Origin of the sequence: Streptomyces wuyuanensis (genome assembly GCF_900103455.1) — a bacterium.
GTDB lineage: Bacteria > Actinomycetota > Actinomycetes > Streptomycetales > Streptomycetaceae > Streptomyces > Streptomyces wuyuanensis.
The window spans coordinates 24,668-41,586 of the sequence record NZ_FNHI01000036.1 but is presented as its reverse complement, the minus strand read 5'-3'; the positions used below and the strand labels follow the sequence as shown (position 1 = coordinate 41,586).

Annotated in this window: 11 protein-coding genes and 3 pseudogenes; 10 read left to right on the top strand and 4 right to left on the bottom strand. The window is 68.5% G+C overall.

The annotated features are described in order from the left end of the window. Nucleotides 1-105, bottom strand: a pseudogene (locus BLT82_RS37655) (transposase); the annotation flags it as partial. Between the two features lie 60 nt (nucleotides 106-165). Between BLT82_RS37655 and BLT82_RS35090 the strand changes: the two are divergent. The 3 genes and pseudogenes from BLT82_RS35090 (at nucleotide 166) to BLT82_RS35080 (ending at nucleotide 3,879) form a co-directional block, all read left to right on the top strand. Next, nucleotides 166-471, top strand: coding sequence for a transposase (locus BLT82_RS35090; protein WP_093662304.1), 306 nt, complete (start codon nucleotides 166-168; stop codon nucleotides 469-471). Further along, nucleotides 468-746 carry a hypothetical protein gene (locus BLT82_RS35085; RefSeq protein WP_093662302.1) on the top strand — a complete coding sequence of 93 codons (279 nt, stop codon included), beginning with the start codon at nucleotides 468-470 and terminating at the stop codon, nucleotides 744-746. The genes BLT82_RS35090 and BLT82_RS35085 overlap by 4 nt, the downstream gene beginning before the upstream one ends. Before the next feature lie 63 nt (nucleotides 747-809). Further along, nucleotides 810-3,879 (top strand): annotated as a pseudogene (locus BLT82_RS35080) (Tn3 family transposase). Nucleotides 3,880-4,037: 158 nt separating this feature from the next. Here BLT82_RS35080 and BLT82_RS35075 read toward each other — a convergent pair. Beyond that, on the bottom strand, nucleotides 4,038-5,525 hold the full coding sequence (locus BLT82_RS35075; RefSeq protein WP_093662300.1) for a SulP family inorganic anion transporter: 1,488 nt from the start codon (nucleotides 5,523-5,525) through the stop codon (nucleotides 4,038-4,040). A 422-nt stretch (nucleotides 5,526-5,947) separates the two neighbouring features. Between BLT82_RS35075 and BLT82_RS35070 the strand changes: the two genes are divergently transcribed. After that, nucleotides 5,948-6,361 carry a MerR family transcriptional regulator gene (locus BLT82_RS35070; RefSeq protein ID WP_208868128.1) on the top strand — a complete coding sequence of 138 codons (414 nt, stop codon included), beginning with the start codon at nucleotides 5,948-5,950 and terminating at the stop codon, nucleotides 6,359-6,361. A gap of 31 nt (nucleotides 6,362-6,392) precedes the next feature. Here BLT82_RS35070 and BLT82_RS35065 read toward each other — a convergent pair whose 3' ends face one another. Continuing rightward, on the bottom strand, nucleotides 6,393-7,367 hold the full coding sequence (locus BLT82_RS35065) for a tyrosine-type recombinase/integrase (protein ID WP_093662298.1): 975 nt from the start codon (nucleotides 7,365-7,367) through the stop codon (nucleotides 6,393-6,395). Nucleotides 7,368-7,430: 63 nt separating this feature from the next. On the opposite strand from BLT82_RS35065, the gene BLT82_RS35060 reads away from it, so the two are divergent. The 4 genes and pseudogenes from BLT82_RS35060 (at nucleotide 7,431) to BLT82_RS35045 (ending at nucleotide 10,148) form a co-directional block, all read left to right on the top strand. Then, nucleotides 7,431-8,030, top strand: coding sequence for an IS3 family transposase (locus BLT82_RS35060; protein ID WP_280142518.1), 600 nt, complete (start codon nucleotides 7,431-7,433; stop codon nucleotides 8,028-8,030). Between the two features lie 15 nt (nucleotides 8,031-8,045). Further along, nucleotides 8,046-8,258 (top strand): annotated as a pseudogene (locus BLT82_RS38925) (IS3 family transposase); the annotation flags it as partial. Between the two features lie 69 nt (nucleotides 8,259-8,327). After that, the gene (gene cas2e / locus BLT82_RS35050; protein ID WP_093662296.1) at nucleotides 8,328-8,576 is read left to right on the top strand and encodes a type I-E CRISPR-associated endoribonuclease Cas2e; all 249 of its coding nucleotides are present in this window, start codon (nucleotides 8,328-8,330) and stop codon (nucleotides 8,574-8,576) included. Nucleotides 8,577-9,776: 1,200 nt separating this feature from the next. After that, the gene (locus tag BLT82_RS35045) at nucleotides 9,777-10,148 is read left to right on the top strand and encodes a hypothetical protein (RefSeq protein WP_093662294.1); all 372 of its coding nucleotides are present in this window, start codon (nucleotides 9,777-9,779) and stop codon (nucleotides 10,146-10,148) included. 108 nt (nucleotides 10,149-10,256) lie between these two features. On the opposite strand, the gene BLT82_RS35040 is transcribed toward BLT82_RS35045, so the two are convergent. Then, complete coding sequence (locus tag BLT82_RS35040) at nucleotides 10,257-11,723, bottom strand: restriction endonuclease (protein WP_167746183.1); 1,467 nt, start codon at nucleotides 11,721-11,723, stop codon at nucleotides 10,257-10,259. A gap of 133 nt (nucleotides 11,724-11,856) precedes the next feature. Here BLT82_RS35040 and BLT82_RS37500 point away from each other — a divergent pair, with 133 nt between their 5' ends. Further along, nucleotides 11,857-12,144 (top strand): ubiquitination-like system serine protease family protein, encoded by a 288-nt coding sequence (locus tag BLT82_RS37500; RefSeq protein ID WP_280142519.1) that lies wholly within the window; start codon nucleotides 11,857-11,859, stop codon nucleotides 12,142-12,144. A gap of 1,725 nt (nucleotides 12,145-13,869) precedes the next feature. Next, complete coding sequence (locus BLT82_RS35035; protein WP_093662312.1) at nucleotides 13,870-16,743, top strand: CRISPR-associated endonuclease Cas3''; 2,874 nt, start codon at nucleotides 13,870-13,872, stop codon at nucleotides 16,741-16,743. The last annotated feature ends 176 nt before the right edge of the window (nucleotides 16,744-16,919 follow it).

Below are 16,919 nucleotides of genomic sequence, written 5' to 3'. Positions count from 1 at the left end.
GTTGCGGGGGTGGCGCTCGTAGCGGTGGTTGAGTCTGCGGTAGCCGGTGAGCCAGGACATGGTGCGTTCGATGACCCATCTGCGGCGGCCGAGCCGTTTGAAGCTTCCCCTTGATGTTGGACACCTGGAGACTGGGACATGAGGTTCCAGAGGAAGTAGTGCCAGGTGGGAAGTAAGAGCAACCGCAGCAGGCGGTACTCGGAGGAGTTCAAGCGCGACGCGGTCGCGCTGGTCCGGTCCTCCGGCAAGACCGTCACCGAGGTGGCTCGGGAGATCGGGGTCAGCGCCGAGGGGCTGCGGAACTGGGTCAAGCAGGACACGATCGACCGCGGGCAGGGGTCGCCGGGTGAGCTGACGAGCGCGGAGCGGGAAGAGCTGCGTCGGCTGCGGAGGCAGAACCGTGAGCAGGCCGAGACGATCGAGGTGCTGCGAAAAGCGGCGGTCTTCTTCGCGAAGGAGAGCGATCGATGAACGAGGTGTACGCGTTCATCGAGGCGGAGAAGACCACCCACAACGTTGCTCTGCTGTGCCGGCTGCTGAAGGTGGCCCGGTCCTCCTTCTACGCCTGGCTGGCCGGCGAGCCGGCCCGCGCCGCCCGCCGGGCCGCCGACGACGCCCTGGCCCACGAGATCACCGTGTTGCACATAGCCTCCCGGTGCACCAACGGAGGGCCGCGTATCCGGGGCTTGAGGAACATCGGAACGAAAACCGGCGCTAAGCCCTGCCCGGTGCTGAGAGGGCTTTGACCTGGGCTTCTGTGGGGGCCGAACCTTCGGCAGTCGTATTGATCGATTGTCTGGAGGTCCGGGGTGCCGGTCGAGTTTTTGACGGATGAGCAGGCTGCCGCGTACGCGGCGTTCCGTGGGGCGCCCTCCCGTATGGAGCTGGAGCGGTTCTTCTTCCTGGACGACGCGGACCGGGAGCTGATCGAGGGCAAGCGGCGGGCGCACAACCGCCTGGGCTTCGCGGTGCAGCTGACGACGGCGCGGTATCTCGGGGTGTTCCTGGAGGACCCGACGGATGTGCCGGTGGAGGTGGTGGACTACCTCGCCGAGCAGCTCGACATCGCAGATGCGTCGGTGCTGAAGGCGTACGGCGAGCGGGAGAACACCCGGCTTGAACACGTGCGGGAGCTGCGGCGGGTCCTGGAGTACCGGGAGTTCGCCGAGGCGGAGGCCGAGTTGCGGGCGTGGGTGGACGCACGGGCCTGGACGACGGGCGAGGGCCCGAAAGCGTTGTTCGACGCGTCGGCCGGCTGGCTGCGCGAGCGCCGGGTGCTGCTGCCCGGCGTGACGACGCTGGCCCGGCTGGTCGCCTCCGTGCGTGAGGCGGCCAACCAGCGGCTGTGGGACACCTTGTACGGGCTGCTGAACACCGGGCAGCGGGCGGTGCTGGACTCGCTGCTGACCGTGCCGCCCGGCGCCCGGGTCTCGGAGCTGGACCGGCTGCGCCGGGGCCCGGTGCGGGTGTCGGGGCCGCAGATGAAGTGGTCGCTTCAGCGGGCGGAGGAGATCGCCGACCTGGGCATGGGCGTGCTGGACGTCTCGGCGGTTCCGCCGCGGCGGCTGGCGGAGCTGTCGCGGTACGGGGTGGACGGCAAGGCGTCGCTGCTGCGGCGGCACGGCGATTCGCGGCGGCTGGCGACGCTGCTGGCCACCGCGGTCTACCTGACAACCCGGGCCGTGGACGACGCGCTGGACCTGCTGGAGGTGCTGATCGCGACGAAGCTGCTGGCCAAGGCGGAGCGGGAGACGGTCAAGGAGAAGATCAAGACCCTGCCGAGGGTGGAGCGGGCCTCGGCGAAGCTGGCGACCGCGTTCCAGGTCGTGTTCGACACCACCGCCGAGCAGGTCGACACCGACACCGGCGAGGTCAGCGGGCCGAAGGTGGAGTCGTTCGAGGCGATGTGGGAGCAGATCGAGGCGGTGGTGCCGCGCGCGGAGCTGGCCGCCGCGATCGCCGCGCTGTTCGAGCTGACGCCGCCGCTGGACTCGGATGCGGACGAGGCATGGCGGTCGATGCTGGTCACCCGGTTCGGCACGGTCCGGCCGTTCTTGAAGCTGCTGGTCAAGGTGGTCGACTTCGGCGCCACCCCGGAGGGGCTGCCGGTCCTGACCGCGTTGAAGTCGCTGCCGGATCTGATGGGCCGCAAGAAGGTGGGCCCGGCCGAGATCGACACTGGCCTGCTCGTTGGGTCGTGGCGGCGCCTGGTGCTGGCCGCCCCGCACCTGGAGCCGGGCACGGTGGACTGGAAGGCGTACGTGTTCTGCGTGATGGAGCAGTTCCACCGGATGCTGCGCCGGAAGGAGGTGTTCGCGAAGAACTCCTCCAAGTGGGGCGACCCGCGCGCGAAGCTGCTGGCCGGTGAGGCGTGGGAGCAGGCCAAGCCCACCGTGCTGGCCTCCCTCGGGCTGCCGGCCGCAGCGGACGAGCACCTGGCGGCACGGGCCGCGCTGCTGGACGGCACCTACCGGGAGGTCGCGGGACGGCTGCCGGACAACGCGCAGATCGTCTTCGACGACGACGGCCGGCCAGCTGCACTTCGCCGCCCTGGAGCCGGAGCCCGAACAGGCCTCCCTGCTCGATCTGCGGGCCGCGGTGAACGCGATGCTGCCCCGCGTTGACCTGCCCGAGGTACTGCTGGAAGTGTTCTCCTGGACCGGCGCCGACCAGGCGTTCACCTCGGTCACCGGCGGCGAGGCCCGGTTGAAGGACCTGCACGTCACGATCGCCGCGCTGCTGGTCGCGCACGGCTGCAACGTCGGCTACACGCCGGTCATCAGCGGCATCGACGCGCTGAAGTACGGGCGGCTGTCCCACGTCGACCAGACGTATCTGCGCCTGGCGACCTACCGGGCCGCCAACGCCACCCTGATCGAGCACCAGGCATCCATCCCTCTCGCGCAGGCGTGGGGTGGTGGACTGGTGGCCTCGGTGGACGGGATGCGGTTCGTGGTGCCGGTGCCGAGTGTGTACGCGCGGCCGAACCCGAAGTACTTCGGGCGCCGGGGCGGCGCAACCTGGCTGAACATGATCAACGACCAGGCGGCGGGGCTCGGCGGGAAGATCGTGGCCGGCACCCCACGCGACTCGCTGTATGTGCTGGACCTCCTCTACGACCGCGACGGCGGCAAGCGCCCCGAGATGATCGTCACCGACACCGCGAGCTACAGCGACATCGTCTTCGGGCTGCTCACACTCGCCGGGTTCGCCTACGCGCCGCAGCTGGCGGACCTGCCGGACCAGAAGATGTGGCGCATCGACCGCGCCGCCGACTACGGGGCCTTCCAGGACGCGGCCCGCGGCCGGGTCGACCTCGCGCGGATCGAGCGGCACTGGGAGGACATCCTGCGGATCATCGGCTCCATCCACACCGGCGCCGTCCGCGCCTACGACGTGATCCGGATGCTGTCACGCGACGGGCGCCCCACCCCGCTGGGGGACGCGATCGCGCACTACGGGCGGATCGCCAAGACCCTGCACATCCTGCGCCTGGCCGACGAGCCCGGCTACCGCCGCCAGATCAAGGTGCAGGCCAACCTCCAGGAGGGCCGCCACGCGCTTGCCCGGAAGATCTTCCACGGCCGGGCCGGGCAGCTCTACCAGCGCTACCAGGACGGCATGGAGGACCAGATCGGCGCCCTGGGACTCGTCCTCAACGCCCTGGTGCTGTTCAACACCCGCTACATGGACGCCGCCGTCACGCAGCTGCGCGCCGACGGCTTCGACGTACGGGATGCGGACGTGGCCCGTCTCTCGCCGTTCGTGCGGCACCACATCAACATGCTGGGCCGCTACTCCTTCTCGCTGCCCGACCTGCCCGACCTGCCCGGCGGCCTGCGGCCCCTGCGCGATGCGGACGCGGTGGACGAGGAGTAGGTCAGTGGCTGCGGGGCGCGTACATGATCATGGCCATCCCCGCCAGGACCAGGTCTCCGATGACGTCGAAGCGGTCGGGCGGTAGCCGTCGGCCCCCGCCCAGACACAGCGATGGCCGCCGCGGGGCCGGGGCCGGGGCGGCCATCGCTGTGGTGGGGTCAGTGACTGGTGAGTTCGCCGGTGAGCTTGCCGTGCAGGTCGGCGCTCGGGTCGTTCAGGCCGATGATCTCCACGGTCTTGCCGCGTTGGGCGTACTTGGTCTCGATGGCGTCCAGGGCGGCGACCGAGGAGGCGTCCCAGATGTGGGCTGCGGACAGGTCGATGACGACCTTGTCGGGGTCGGCGGCGTAGTTGAACTGGCCGACGAGGTCGTTGGAGGAGGCGAAGAACAGTTCGCCGGTCACGGCGTACACCACCGTGCTGCCGTCGGGATCGGTGACCGCGGTGACGTTGGCGAGGTGGGCGACGCGCTTGGCGAAGATGACCATTGCGGTGATGGAGCCGACGACGACGCCGATGGCGAGGTTGTCGGTGGCGACCACGCAGATCACGGTGATGACCATGACGGCGATCTCCCCGGCGGGCATCCGCTTGAGGGTCTTGGGGGCGATGGAGTGCCAGTCGAAGGTCGCGAAGGACACCATCACCATCACGGCGACCAGGGCGGCCATGGGGATGTCGGAGACGACCGGGCCGAAGACGATGCACAGCACCATCAGGAACACACCGGCGAGGAAGGTGGACAGGCGGGTGCGGGCGCCGGAGACCTTCACGTTGATCATCGTCTGGCCGATCATGGCGCAGCCGCCCATGCCGCCGAAGAAGCCGGTGACGATGTTGGCGATGCCCTGGCCGATGGACTCGCGGGTCTTGGAGGAGTGGGTGTCGGTGATGTCGTCGACCAGCTTGGCGGTCATCAGCGACTCCATCAGGCCCACCAGCGCCATCGCGAAGGCGTAGGGGGCGATGGTGGTCAGGGTGTCCAGGGTGAACGGCACGTCCGGCAGGCCGGGGATCGGCAGCGAGGAGGGCAGGGCGCCCTTGTCGCCCACGGTCGGCACCGCGATACCGGCCGCCACCGTGATGACGGTCAAGATGACGATGGAGACGAGCGGGGCCGGGATCACAGTGGTGACCTTCGGGAAGAACACCATCAGCGCCAGCCCGGCCGCGATCAGTGGATACACCGGCCACGGCACGTCGTGCATCTCGGGAACCTGGGCCATGAAGATCAGGATCGCGAGGGCGTTGACGAATCCGACCATCACCGAGCGCGGAACGAACCGCATCAGCTTCGCCACCCCGAGGGCGCCGAGCGCGACCTGGATGACGCCGGCGAGGATCACGGCGGCGATCAGGTAGCCCAGACCGTGCTCACGGTTCAGGGGCGCGATCACGAGCGCGATGGCGCCGGTGGCGGCGGAGATCATCGCCCGGCGTCCGCCGACGATCGAGATGACGACGGCCATGGTGAAGGAGGCGAACAGGCCGACCGCCGGGTCGACCCCGGCGATGATCGAGAACGAAATCGCCTCGGGGATCAGGGCCAGCGCGACGACCAGGCCGGCCAGGACCTCGGTACGCCAGACCTTCGGGTTGTTCAGCCAGTCGGGCTTGAGGCCGCGCAACCGCGCGGCGGGAGTCACAGCAGCAGAAGACAAGGAGATGCGTACCTGTCGTGCTCGGGCACACCCCGTCGGCAGGCCGAAGGCGTGCGGGAGAACGCGGAGGAGCCGGGCCGGCGCCCCGCGGACGGCCCGCAAGGGGCGGGCCGGAAGTCGAAGAAACGACGGAGCCGGGGCCTGCGCGAAGGCACGGCCGAGCGGCTCACATCAGGGGGCGAAGCGTCACGGCGGGCAGGCGGCGGCGATCGGCGTCATGGGCTTGCGAACGCTCTCTCCTGCAAGAATCGGATCTTCGCCGGGGGCGCCATCGGCCCCGGATCGGCAGTGGCAGGGCCGACGTGCCGCCCTCACCACCAGCAACTCTACCCTAACGTTAGAGTAGGGATAGGTGAGGTCGCGCAGGAGCGCGGTCCGCCACGACGAGAAGGGCCAGGACCACGGGCGTGGACGACAAGCACATGCAGATCGGCGAAGTCGCCGCGCGGACCGAGCTGTCCCTGCGCACCATCCGGCACTACGAGGAGACGGGACTGGTCATCCCCTCCGCCCGCTCCCAGGGCGGCTTCCGCCTCTACACCGAGACCGACGTCGCCCGACTCATGGTCATCCGCCGCATGAAGCCGCTCGGCTTCACCCTGGAGCAGATGCGCGACCTGCTGGAGGCCACCGACCGCCTGGACGCCGACGGCGCCCTCGACGCCGGGGAGCGAGAGGTCCTGCTGGGCCGCGTGCGCGAGTACGAGCAGGCCGCGACCGAGCAGGTCGACAAGCTCCGCGTCCAGCTGGCCCGCGCCGAGGACTTCGCCGCCACCCTCCGCACCCGCCTGGACCAGAACACCTCCGCCGCCCTGACCTGACCCAGTGCGCCGGGCCGCCCGCGGCCTGGGTTCAGCGCCTGCTGTCACCGGGGGCGAGCAGGCTGGTGAGCTCGGCGATGGCCTCCGGGCTGGGCTTGAAGTAGCGGCGTACGTTCTCCGGCTTCTTGTGCCTCGACTTCGCCATCAGCATCAGCAGACTTGCGCCCGCCTCGCCGAGATGGGTCAGGGAGGAGTGCCGGTACTCATGCAGGTCCCAGCCGGTGCCCGGCCCTCGCACGGCGGTGTGCTCGTCCAGCAGCGCGCGGGCCTGCCCGTAGGAGAGCCGGGCGAAGCCGGTGTCCGGGCATACGTCGCGGGGGCTGACGACCTTCCCCGGTCCGGGGCGGCGATGGGTGACGAACACCGGCCCCCGCGTGCGGCCCTTGAGCAGCCTCGGCAGCAGTCGGGCGGTGCCGGCGTCCCAGTAGACGGTCTCCAGCACGAAGTCCTCCCGGGCCTGGCCCCGGCGGCGGGACTTCGACTTCGCCCCCTTGGCCTTGACCGGGCAGCGGCGGCCGGCGAAGTCCAGGTCCTCGATGTTCACGCCCAGGATCTCCTCCGAGCGCCCGGCGGTCTCGTAGAGCATCCGCCACAGCGTCTTCTCCCGCAGGTGCACCTCGCGCCGGGCGATCAGCCGGTCGATGGCCATGCGCGAGCGGGCGGGGGTCTCGGATTCGGGCACCGCGAGTCGCTTCGCCCAGGCCGGGACGGCGGGGCCGTCGTAGCCGCGCTCCCGGCACCAGCCGAGCCAGGAGAGCACCGCCGCGCGCCGGGAGTTCCAGGTGTTCACCGCGGCGGTGCCCCAGAGCAGTTCGAGGGCCTCACCGATCTCGTCGTCCGCGACCGACGCCAGCGGTCGGCCCTCGCCGAGCCGCTCCGCGGTCTTGCCCACCCCGATCCCGTAGTTGCGGACCGTGTTCGGGTTGCCGAGCGAGTCCAGGAACACGTCGGCAGCCGTCCGGACGGTGAGCGCCTTGCCGGTCGGCAGCTGTACAACGGTGGGCACCGCTTCCCCCTTGCCACAGATAACAGGGCCGCTTCATGTACGGCCCGGAGAGCGTCACCGCAGGTGACGGATCAAGCTACCGCAGATATTGGGGTGTTATCCGTGGGAAGACTTCAGACCGCGACCCGCGCTGAGTCGCCGTCAGTCGCCGACCAGGGCCGACGAGTGCTTAGCGCCGGTTTTCGTTCCGATGTTCCTCAAGCCCCTATCCATGCCGAGTTGCGCAGGCTGGACCGGCGGGTCAACCGAAAGCGAGTGGAGCGGATCATGCGTGAGCGTGACATCACCGGGGTCACTCGGCGCAAGCGCCGGTCGCTGACCCGTCCAGCGAAGAAGGCGGTGCCCGCTCACGACCTGATCGGCCGCGACTTCACGGCCGCCGACCCGGGGCTGAAGCTGGTCGGTGACATCACCTACATCCCCACCGACAAGGGCTGGCTCTATCTCGCGACCTGGCTGGACCTGGCCACCCGCGAGATCGTCGGCTACTCGATGGCCGACCACCACCGCGCCTCCCTGGTGGTCGACGCACTGACGATGGCCGCCGGACGTGGCCGGCTCCAGACCGGCTGCATCGTGCACTCGGACCGCGGAGCCGAGTACACCTCTGACGAACTCCGCCGGGAAATAAGCAGGTTGGGCCTGCGGCAGAGCATGGGCTGAACCGGCTCGTGCTATGACAATGCCGCCGCCGAGAGCTTCTTCGCGCTGCTGAAAGCGGAGATCGGCACCCGCCGCTGGCCCGACCGGACCACTGCCCGCGCTGAGATCTTCGCCTTCATCGAGACCTTCTACAACCGCAAGCGGCTGCGGAGGCATCCAGCCTGGGGCTACCTCACCCCGCTGGAGACCCGGCAGAGACACGAGCAAAAACACGCCCTCGCAGCGTAAGCATCGAGTGTCCAGCATCACGGGGAAACTTCACCCCGGCCCATTGCTCGGCGGCCAGGTCACCGCTGGATGGTCGAGGCCAGCGCCGGCGTCTTCGTCGGCAACCCCAGCCGCCGCATCCGCGATCGGCTCTGGGAACTCCTGGCCACCCGCATCGGTGACGGTCAAGCTATCCTCATCGAACCCGCCGCCAACGAACAGGGATGGGCCGTCCGCACCACAGGCCGCGACCGCTGGCAGCCTGTCGACTTCGACGGACCGATCCTCTCGGCCCTCCCCAAGAAGCAACTAAATGAGAACAACCGTCCTGCCCGGTAAGAACTCAGCTCAGCAAGTGTCGCCCCCGCGCCCGCGGGGATGGTCCGTCGGCCGGGTTCAAGGAGTGGGCCGCGGACATGTCGCCCCCGCGCCCGCGGGGGATGGTCCCCGGGGTCACTTCCGGGCAACTCCGGGCGGAGGATCGCCCCCGCGGGGATGGTCCGGACCAGACGGCGGCGACCCCGTCCGCGGGGCCGTCGCCCCCGCGCCCGCGGGGATGGTCCGGTCCGGGAATTCCAAGTTCGCGCGGACCTCAAGTCGCTCCCGCGCCCGCGGGGATGGTCCCGAGGTTGCGCCGGGCAACGGCGACGACGCCCAGACGCCCCCGCCCCCGCCCCCGCACTCGCACTCGCGGGGATGGTCCGACCGTCACGTTCACCAGCGACACGGCCGCGCCGTCGCCCCGCTCTTGCGGGGGATGGTCCGGAGCTTGCCGTTACTGGGAGGTCGGCCGGCGTTTCGTGCCTGCCTCTGCGAGCCTTGGGGGTCGCGCGCGGGTTGCGCGTGGGCCTCTTGCAGTGGCTGTCCTGTGCTGCTTTGCCGGCTCTGCAGCCGGTCGGCCGCCGAGACGCTACTCGTGCCGCTGTCGCCTCACGAGTGGGACTTCTTGGTCTGCACGTCTCGCAGGGGCAGGGCGTCAGTGTCGGTGGTGGCTCTTACGCTTTGGTACTCGGTTCCTGTGTGAGTGGGTGGGGGCATGGTGGACGGTCAGAGCCTCACGGGGCGTTATGACGCTTCTGTATGGCGGGGGTTGGAGGTGTTGTGGGGTGCTGTCTCTCGCGAAAGTGTCACAGGGGTTTCTCGCTGAGGTGGCACTGCAGGTCGCTTCGTGGTTCCTGGCTAGTGCCTATCTAAGCGCTACCGGTGAGGACAGGTCATGAGAATCTGCTCCGCCCTCTGATGAGAAAAGCCTGCTCAGCGTAGTGAGAGTCGGTATACGACGGAGTCTTTGACCTGCGGCTTTGTGTCGTGGGCGGAGTTCCTACGGGCCAGTGGTGAATCCTGATGCGACCGTCGGGCATGCCTATGTTCCGGAGGGAGCGGGGCGGGGCGGGGAGTTGAGCACGACCTGCGCTGCGGGCCGTGCCTCCTGGCGCGGGCAGAGGGTTCCGCACCTGCGATAAAGGGACAGTGAGCCCATTCCAACTTCGGGCAACTGCTGGTCAGCGCCGTGTCGTGGGCATCTGATAGACCCTGCTCATGACGTTCGTGGTGGTGGTCGAGGGGGATGCGGGCGGGTGGCACGTCGATCGGGGTGCGCTGACCGAGGTGATCCGTGCTCGGTGGGCTGAGGTCGAGATCGATTCGTCGGCCCGTAGTGCAGTGCGCAGTCTCATCTGGGGGCTCGATACGGAGAACGGCCCGGGTGAGGCTTATCTCCACGAGGACGGGACCTGTCTGTACCTGGATGTGTGGGAGGCGGACGCGATCTGGTTGGCGGTCGCCTTCCGCGGGCTGACACCCATGCACCTTGACCTGGTGTTCTGCGATGAGGGCTACACCTTCGACGTGCGCGTGCCGGCTGGGACCACAGAGGCCGAACTGACGGCCCTGGTGAATGCCGCAGGCTGAGCTCAGTCCGAAGTAGCGAAGTGGAGGACCAGGACGTCCCTTCACGGTGCCGGTGTTACGGGTCGTGCTGCACCGGAGCTTGCGCAGCAGGCGCCACTGCTTCTTGGTTCACCAGTCGGCGCGGATGGTTGTAACGGCGAGGTCGGATGTGTGGGCGGTGTGGACAGCCTCGAGCCAGTACCGCTCTGGAGGTTCGCTCACCAGATGGTGGTGGGAGAGTGAGCACACCAGGAATCCGCTGCCCTGGAGCTCAAGCGGCCACCCTTCGAGGACGGCGTGGTCGCCGTTCACGGAGTAGTGGTCACGCACCACCAGGCCGACCACGAACTCCTTGCCTGTGTAGGGATCGCGCTCGATGATCGTGGCCATCGGATCTACCGGTTGCCGGTCCAGCCACGTGATGCGAACCGCTGCCGTGTCCAGGTGTCGAAAGTAGGCGTTGCCTGTCACCCCAAACCGGTCGCGCAGGTGCTGCAGCGCGGTGGTGTCCAAAGGAGTGCCCGGGAGTTGAAAAGAGAGCTGGCAGTGCAAGAGGTGACGCACCCCCGCGGGCAGGCCGGCACCGTCATCATCGCCGTCCGCGTCCGTATGGCTGAGCTGCGGGGGAGCGGAGATGCTCGCGGTCAGCGTGTAGACACCGTCCAGCGCGGTATCGCAGTAGACGAGCTGCTCACTGTGGTGAGGGTCGTCCAGGGCCGCGGTACGCGCAGAGGCGTCGTCGAGGGCCTGGACCAGTGCCCGGGCCCCTATTCCGAACCAGGACGTGTCGTTCTGCTGCAGAGTCCAAGTGGGCCTCGGGCTGGACAGCCCGAGCTCGTCCATCCCGTGCACCAGCCGGATCAGGTCCTCGGTCGAGTAGGCGCGTATCGGCATGTCCAAGCACACACCACGGCCCCGGCCGAACGACCAGTCCACGTCCGTGAGCGAGGTAGCGAACACGGCCGATGCGAACCCGCCCGGCAGGGACACGTAGGGAACATCACCCCGGTCACTGCGCACCACCAGATCGCCCTTCGGCAGCTCGCGCGACGGCCGGCTCGGCACAGGCGGCCTCTGGGCGCCCAGGTGCACTCGGCCATGCGTGATCAGAGCATCCTGCTTGCTCTGAAGCAGACCCGGCAGCGACGCCGGATCCCGCAGCGCACCCAGCACATCGGCATGATCCAGCAGCAGTACCGGCCTGCGCCGGCGCTGAACAACATCGTCAAGACAGGCCTTGGTGAACCCGGAAACACTGATGATCACCCCGACCACACTGGAACTGACCCGCTCGAGCCGGTCATACACGGCGCCCAGCACATCTATGTCGGCCTTTGCCTTCTGCCACTTGCACTCCAGCAGGTAGCGACGCTCGCCATAACGCGCGGACAGATCAGTCTGACGAGGCTGCGCCATACGAGGATCGAGTTCCACGACGAAGTGGGCAAGCTCGAGGGCCCGCAGCAACAACTTCTCGAAGTCCTTGCCGCGTGCATGCGGGTTGTCAGCGGCAGACAGCCGTGAGAACAGATCGGCCAGGCTGGAGCCGGGCGCGAGCGAGACGTCGTCCTGCAACTCAATAGGTATATCAGTCACATCGAGGATTCTGGTACCAACAGCCCCTGTCCACCCGTCGATACGGGAAGTCCCTGCGATCTGACGCCCCGGGTGTAACCAGGACTCGTCCAGCCGATCACGCTCAGGCCGGGGCCAACGCCCTTGCGGCCACCTGTGCTGCTGCGATGTGGCCACACCACTCTCCCCGGCCCAGTGGTCCCTCACCGACAACGGCGCGAACGACCCCCTCACGCCCTCGATCGGCAACTGGTCGCTTCCGCGCCACTCGCACTACTGGATCTGCGACGACCGCGTCCGCTGGAGCCACCGCTACACGCCGGCGGAAATCGACCAGAACCAGGATCGCGACCGCCGCCTGCTGGCCGCCCATGACAGCGGCGAGCAGCGCCCGCGACGCATGGCCAGTCTCCGTCGTCACTTCAGGTTTTGGCGCCCGTAGACCGGCCAAGGCGTCTCTTGTACCGACTCTCGTGATCGGTGTTCTTCGCCCCCGACTACTCCGTCCTGTTAATGATTGAGGTGAGCACCGTCCTGGGCCCCGCGAAGTCGAGGCAGTGCTGTGGGCACCGATCCCCCCGCTGCGGTGACCACGCAACGGCGCCCCGAATGCCGCCTGAGCGAGCACAGCATCGGCTGACGACGGATGCTACCGGCCGATACCCAAGCACCGTGCTGCGCCACCGCGCACCTGGCAAGCGATCCGACTGCCGGATCGGATCGCTTGCCACCCCAGATTCCACCTCCCGTTTGTGACATCGGCCTGCCGCCCAGGCGATGCTGGAAGACCGACAGGGTGGTGACCTTGAGGACGAACTCGCACAGCAACTGGTCCTCGGCTGCCTGTCCGTGGGCACAGCCCGGACCGATCAACGGCGCTGATGACCGGCCCCGACCCAGGCCCCGTCTTCCAGAGTGGGGCAAGCAGAGGGGCCGTACGCCAGCGGTGACGCAGCGAGAGCAAGGAATAGCGACCGCTGGCTTCAGAGAGAAGGAAGGCTGTTGTCGAGGAGTTGCCCCTTGCAGGGGGCGAGACACGTACGGCTCACCTGAGCCCCACCCGGATCACCCCTGTTTGCACTGGAGCTAGCTTGGCACGGTGGCTTCCACCGGCTTCTGATCGCCGGACCACCCCTGCTGACGCGAGGGATAGGATCCCTTCGACCTGTACGGGAAGGTCGAAGGCGGTCCACCCCTGCTGGCGCAGGGCACGGTGGAGCTCGGGGTTCGCCACCAGGACCAGAGCCGGGCCTCAGCTCGCGCGGGGGACAGGTTCCGCACCCGGCCCCGGTAGAGATCACCGCCGGCGGGCGGGTAAAGGTACGTGAGGGCTCACCCCTTCTGGCGCGGGGCGAGGGTGAGGCGGTAGGGGCCTGCGTACTTCGGAACACCCCTGCTGGCGCAGGGCGAGCCGGTCGGTGAGACGGCTCCGGTCGAAGCCGAGCGAAACACCCCTGCTGGCGCAGGGCGAGCCCATTCCGAGCTGGGGTTTCAGGGCTGCTCTGCGACCTCTCTGCCTCGCTGGGCTTTCAGTCGCATGTGCTCATCCTGGCATGAGGGCAGGCCGCGTTGCGGCCGATTGCAGGTCCTCATGCGGATCCGCTCCAGGGAGGGCTGGTCCCAGGCGAGTCCCCCCGCGTGCGCGGGCTGGAGCGGGGGCGGAAGTGCTCATGGAGTGGATGTTAGGAGTCACCCCCGCGTGCGCGGGCTGGAGCACTACCACGCGTACGTCCCCAAGTTCGGGCACGAGTCACCCCCGCGTGCGCGGGCTGGAGGTCCCGTTCGAGGAGTTGCCGCCGGTTTCGGCCGAGTCACCCCCGCTCGCGCGGGCTGGGTTTTCACCCCGCCATCCGCTCCGACTGGAGCCGAGAGTCACTCCCGCTTGCGCGGGTTTCCTTCGGGCACAGATGCTGGTGGACCGGCGTCGCCGAGTCACCCCCGCTTGGGCGGGTCGTAGGGCACCATCCACGAAGGCCCTGCCGAGACCGCCGAGCCACCCCCGCTTGCGCGAGTCACAGCGACCGTACTCCGCTTCGCGAGTGCGCGCTGGAGTCACCCTCGCTTGCGCGAGTACGACGGCTTCTCAGCGTACTGGGTGTTCCAGTGGGACTCGACCGCTTCATTGGTATCACGTGCAAAGTGGCCCGGTGTAGCGATAGTTGTCGTGATGGGAGTTCTGGAGGACGGTCGGCATAGCGGTATCAGTGTGCAGCCGTGGGGGAAGTTCGATGCCTTGACGGGGACGGCGTATTCGTTGCTTTTTCACCTGATCGACAGCGGGGCGGTCGCCGGCGGGCTGTGGGACAGGTTCCTCACTCCCAGTCAGAAAGCGGCGATTACAGCGGGTCTGCAGATGGGGGAGGAGCAAGCTCGTTCGCTGGTCGCGTTCCTCGCGGCTTGCCACGACGTGGGGAAGCTGACTCCGCACTTCCAGTGCTGCGAGCCTGTGGCGCGGCTGCGTCTGGGTGATGAGCTGCTGGCGGATATGGGGCCGGTGACTCCTGTGTCGCATGCTCGGGCTTCGATGCACATCGGGGTGAACCTGCTGCACGGTCTCGGGTTCACCCGCGAGGGCAACGACAGTCCCGCGGTGCGGGCGGCTCAGTGCCTGGGCGGGCACCATGGCAGGTATCTGCAGATGGACCTGCACCGGGCGGCCTCCGCCCGCCGGGTGGAGGCGACCCTGGGCGGCCCGTCGTGGCGGGATCTGCGGTACAGGTATGTCCGGTTGCTGTGGCATCTGTTCGACGTCCCGAAGCCGCCGCGGTGGTTCTCGGCGGAGGCCGCAGTCCTGATCACCGGTTTGATCATGCTGGCCGACCGCGTGTCCAGCCAGCGCCGGTTCTGGCTGCCGAACGCCGACACGCCGTCGTCCGGCGCCAACGAGCACTACAGCCGGGCCCGCCGGCAGGCCAGCGATGAGGTCGAACGCTCCCACCTGACCCGGTTCGATCTCGACCGGATCCCGTTCGCTGCCGCCCACCGGGGCGTTCAGACACCGAACGCCATGCAGGCCTCGGTCCTGGAGGCGATGCCAGAGCTCGTGCGGCAGCAGGGGAGCGGCATTGCGGTGGTCACCGACGCGACGGGTTCGGGCAAGACGGTCACCGGCCTGGAGCTGGCACGGATCTTCAACGAGCACTGCGGCACCCAAGGCGTGATGTGGCTGCTGCCGGCCACGGCCGCAGCTGACCAGGCCTACGACATCCTCGACCGTTACGTGCGTGCCCACCAGCCGGAACACCCGCCGGTCACCCTGGTCCACAGCCACAGCTGGCTCAACCCGGCTTACACAGACCGCGCGTTGTCCGCCGGGTCGGAGGATTCTGTTCTCGACGGCCCCGGCGACGACCTACTCGGCGTCGACGCCGCGGCGGGCGGCGACGATGAGGAGACGGAACACGGTCCTGGCCCGGCCGGGCCGGACGCGTGGCTACGAGGCTGGGACAGCGCCTTGCTCGCGCAGTACACCGTCGCCACTGTCGACCAGGCCCAGATGGCTGTGCTGCCTGTGCGCCACAGTCCGCTGCGCCTTCTGGCCATGTCGGGCAAGACGGTCATCGTCGATGAAGCCCACGCCCTCACCCCGTTCAGCCAACTGCAGTTGCAACGTCTGCTGAACTGGCTCGGAGCACTCGGCACGCCTGTCGTCCTGCTGTCGGCGACCCTGCCGGCCTCCACCCAGTCCGGCCTGATCCGCTCCTATCTCTCCGGCGCCGGCCGTACGCCCCCGGATGGAACGGTTTCAGCCCCCGTCTATCCCGGCTGTACGTTCACCGACGCAGCCACCGGCCTCACCCACCACATGAATGACACGGCCCGCACCGCGCACACGGCCGCACAGCGCCGCACCGTCCGCCTGGCCGTACGCGACGTGACCTACCGGCAGCTCGAGCATGCCGACCGCACGGTGGGGGAGCGGGAGCGCCTGGAGGCTGTCGCCGACCTTCTCCGGCCGGTCACGGAGGAGGGAGGGTGCGCGGCTGTGGTGTGCGCGACCGTTGCCGACGCCCAGGACACCTACACCCACTTGTCCCGGTCGTGGCCGGGACCGCCGGCAGACCTGCTGCTCGTCCACGCCCGTCTGCCCGGATACCGGCGCGAGAGATTGCTGAGTGCCCTGCGCCGCCGTCTCGGCCGGAGCGGCCCTCGACCTCAGCGGCTGGTGGTCGTCACCACCAGCCTGCTGGACATGAGTCTGGACATCGACGTCGACGTGATGGTCAGCGATCTCGCCTCGATGGCGCGTTTGCTGCAGCGCCTGGGGCGCCTGGCCCGGTTCGCCGGACTGTGGAAGGACGAACACCGTCCGCGATGGTGGCAGCCTGGCCACGAGCCCTGCATGACTGTTCTGAACCCCGTCGGTGATCGCGGCGGCACGGCCTTGCCGCCCGGCTGGAACAGGATCGAACCCGGATTCACCCTTCATGCCACCGCCGAACTGCTGCACACGCTCAAGAGCCGCACGCTCACCGTTCCCGACGACATCCAGCGGCTGGTGGAGCTGGTCCACGGAAGGGACTCGAGTTTCGGTGCTGAGACCGACCGCCTGGCCCGCATGCTCGCCACGCAGCAGTCGCAGACCCTGCGTGAAGAGCACCTGAGCGCGATTCAGCTCGTGCCCCCGTCGCGGCGGGTGTCATCCATGGCGGACCTGCACCGTCAGCATCTGACCACCGCGCACGCCGCCACCCGTCTGGGCACCATGTCCCGCCGCCTGCTTCCCTGCTATCGCCTGCCCGGCAACAATCTCTCCCTGGACCCGGCCGGACGGCTGCCACTGCCGGACGGTGAACACCTCAGTACCCGCGCGATCCGCAGCATCCTTGAGCACACCCTGCCCGTCCCGGCCGCCTGGGTCGCCCGCGCACCCGTGGACAGCCTGCCGCCCGCGACCTGGGCGAAGCACCCCCTCCTCGCCGGCACCGTGCTGCTGCCCACTGACCCCGCTCACCCTTTGGATGGACAACGTTTCGGTCGGCACCACTTGCGCATGGACGACACTCTCGGCCTAATGCACCGCATCGATCAGCAGGGATGACCACGCGGCAAGCTCTGGGCAATACAGATCACGCCGCTGGTTGATAGTCACACCTTCTCACCTTTTGTGCGACGAACCGCACACATGATTGTGTTCCCTTGTTCGCATCGAACACCACGACAGAACATCGCTGCCGTGTTCGAGCGACGACGACGGCAGCAATCATGCTGCCGTCT

Coding starts and splice junctions, on each gene's coding strand:
- BLT82_RS35085 (WP_093662302.1), top strand. CDS start 468: ATGAACGAGGTGTACGCGTTCATCGAGGCGGAGAAGACCACCCACAAC.
- cas2e (WP_093662296.1), top strand. CDS start 8,328: ATGGTCGAGGCCAGCGCCGGCGTCTTCGTCGGCAACCCCAGCCGCCGC.
- BLT82_RS35045 (WP_093662294.1), top strand. CDS start 9,777: ATGACGTTCGTGGTGGTGGTCGAGGGGGATGCGGGCGGGTGGCACGTC.
- BLT82_RS35035 (WP_093662312.1), top strand. CDS start 13,870: ATGGGAGTTCTGGAGGACGGTCGGCATAGCGGTATCAGTGTGCAGCCG.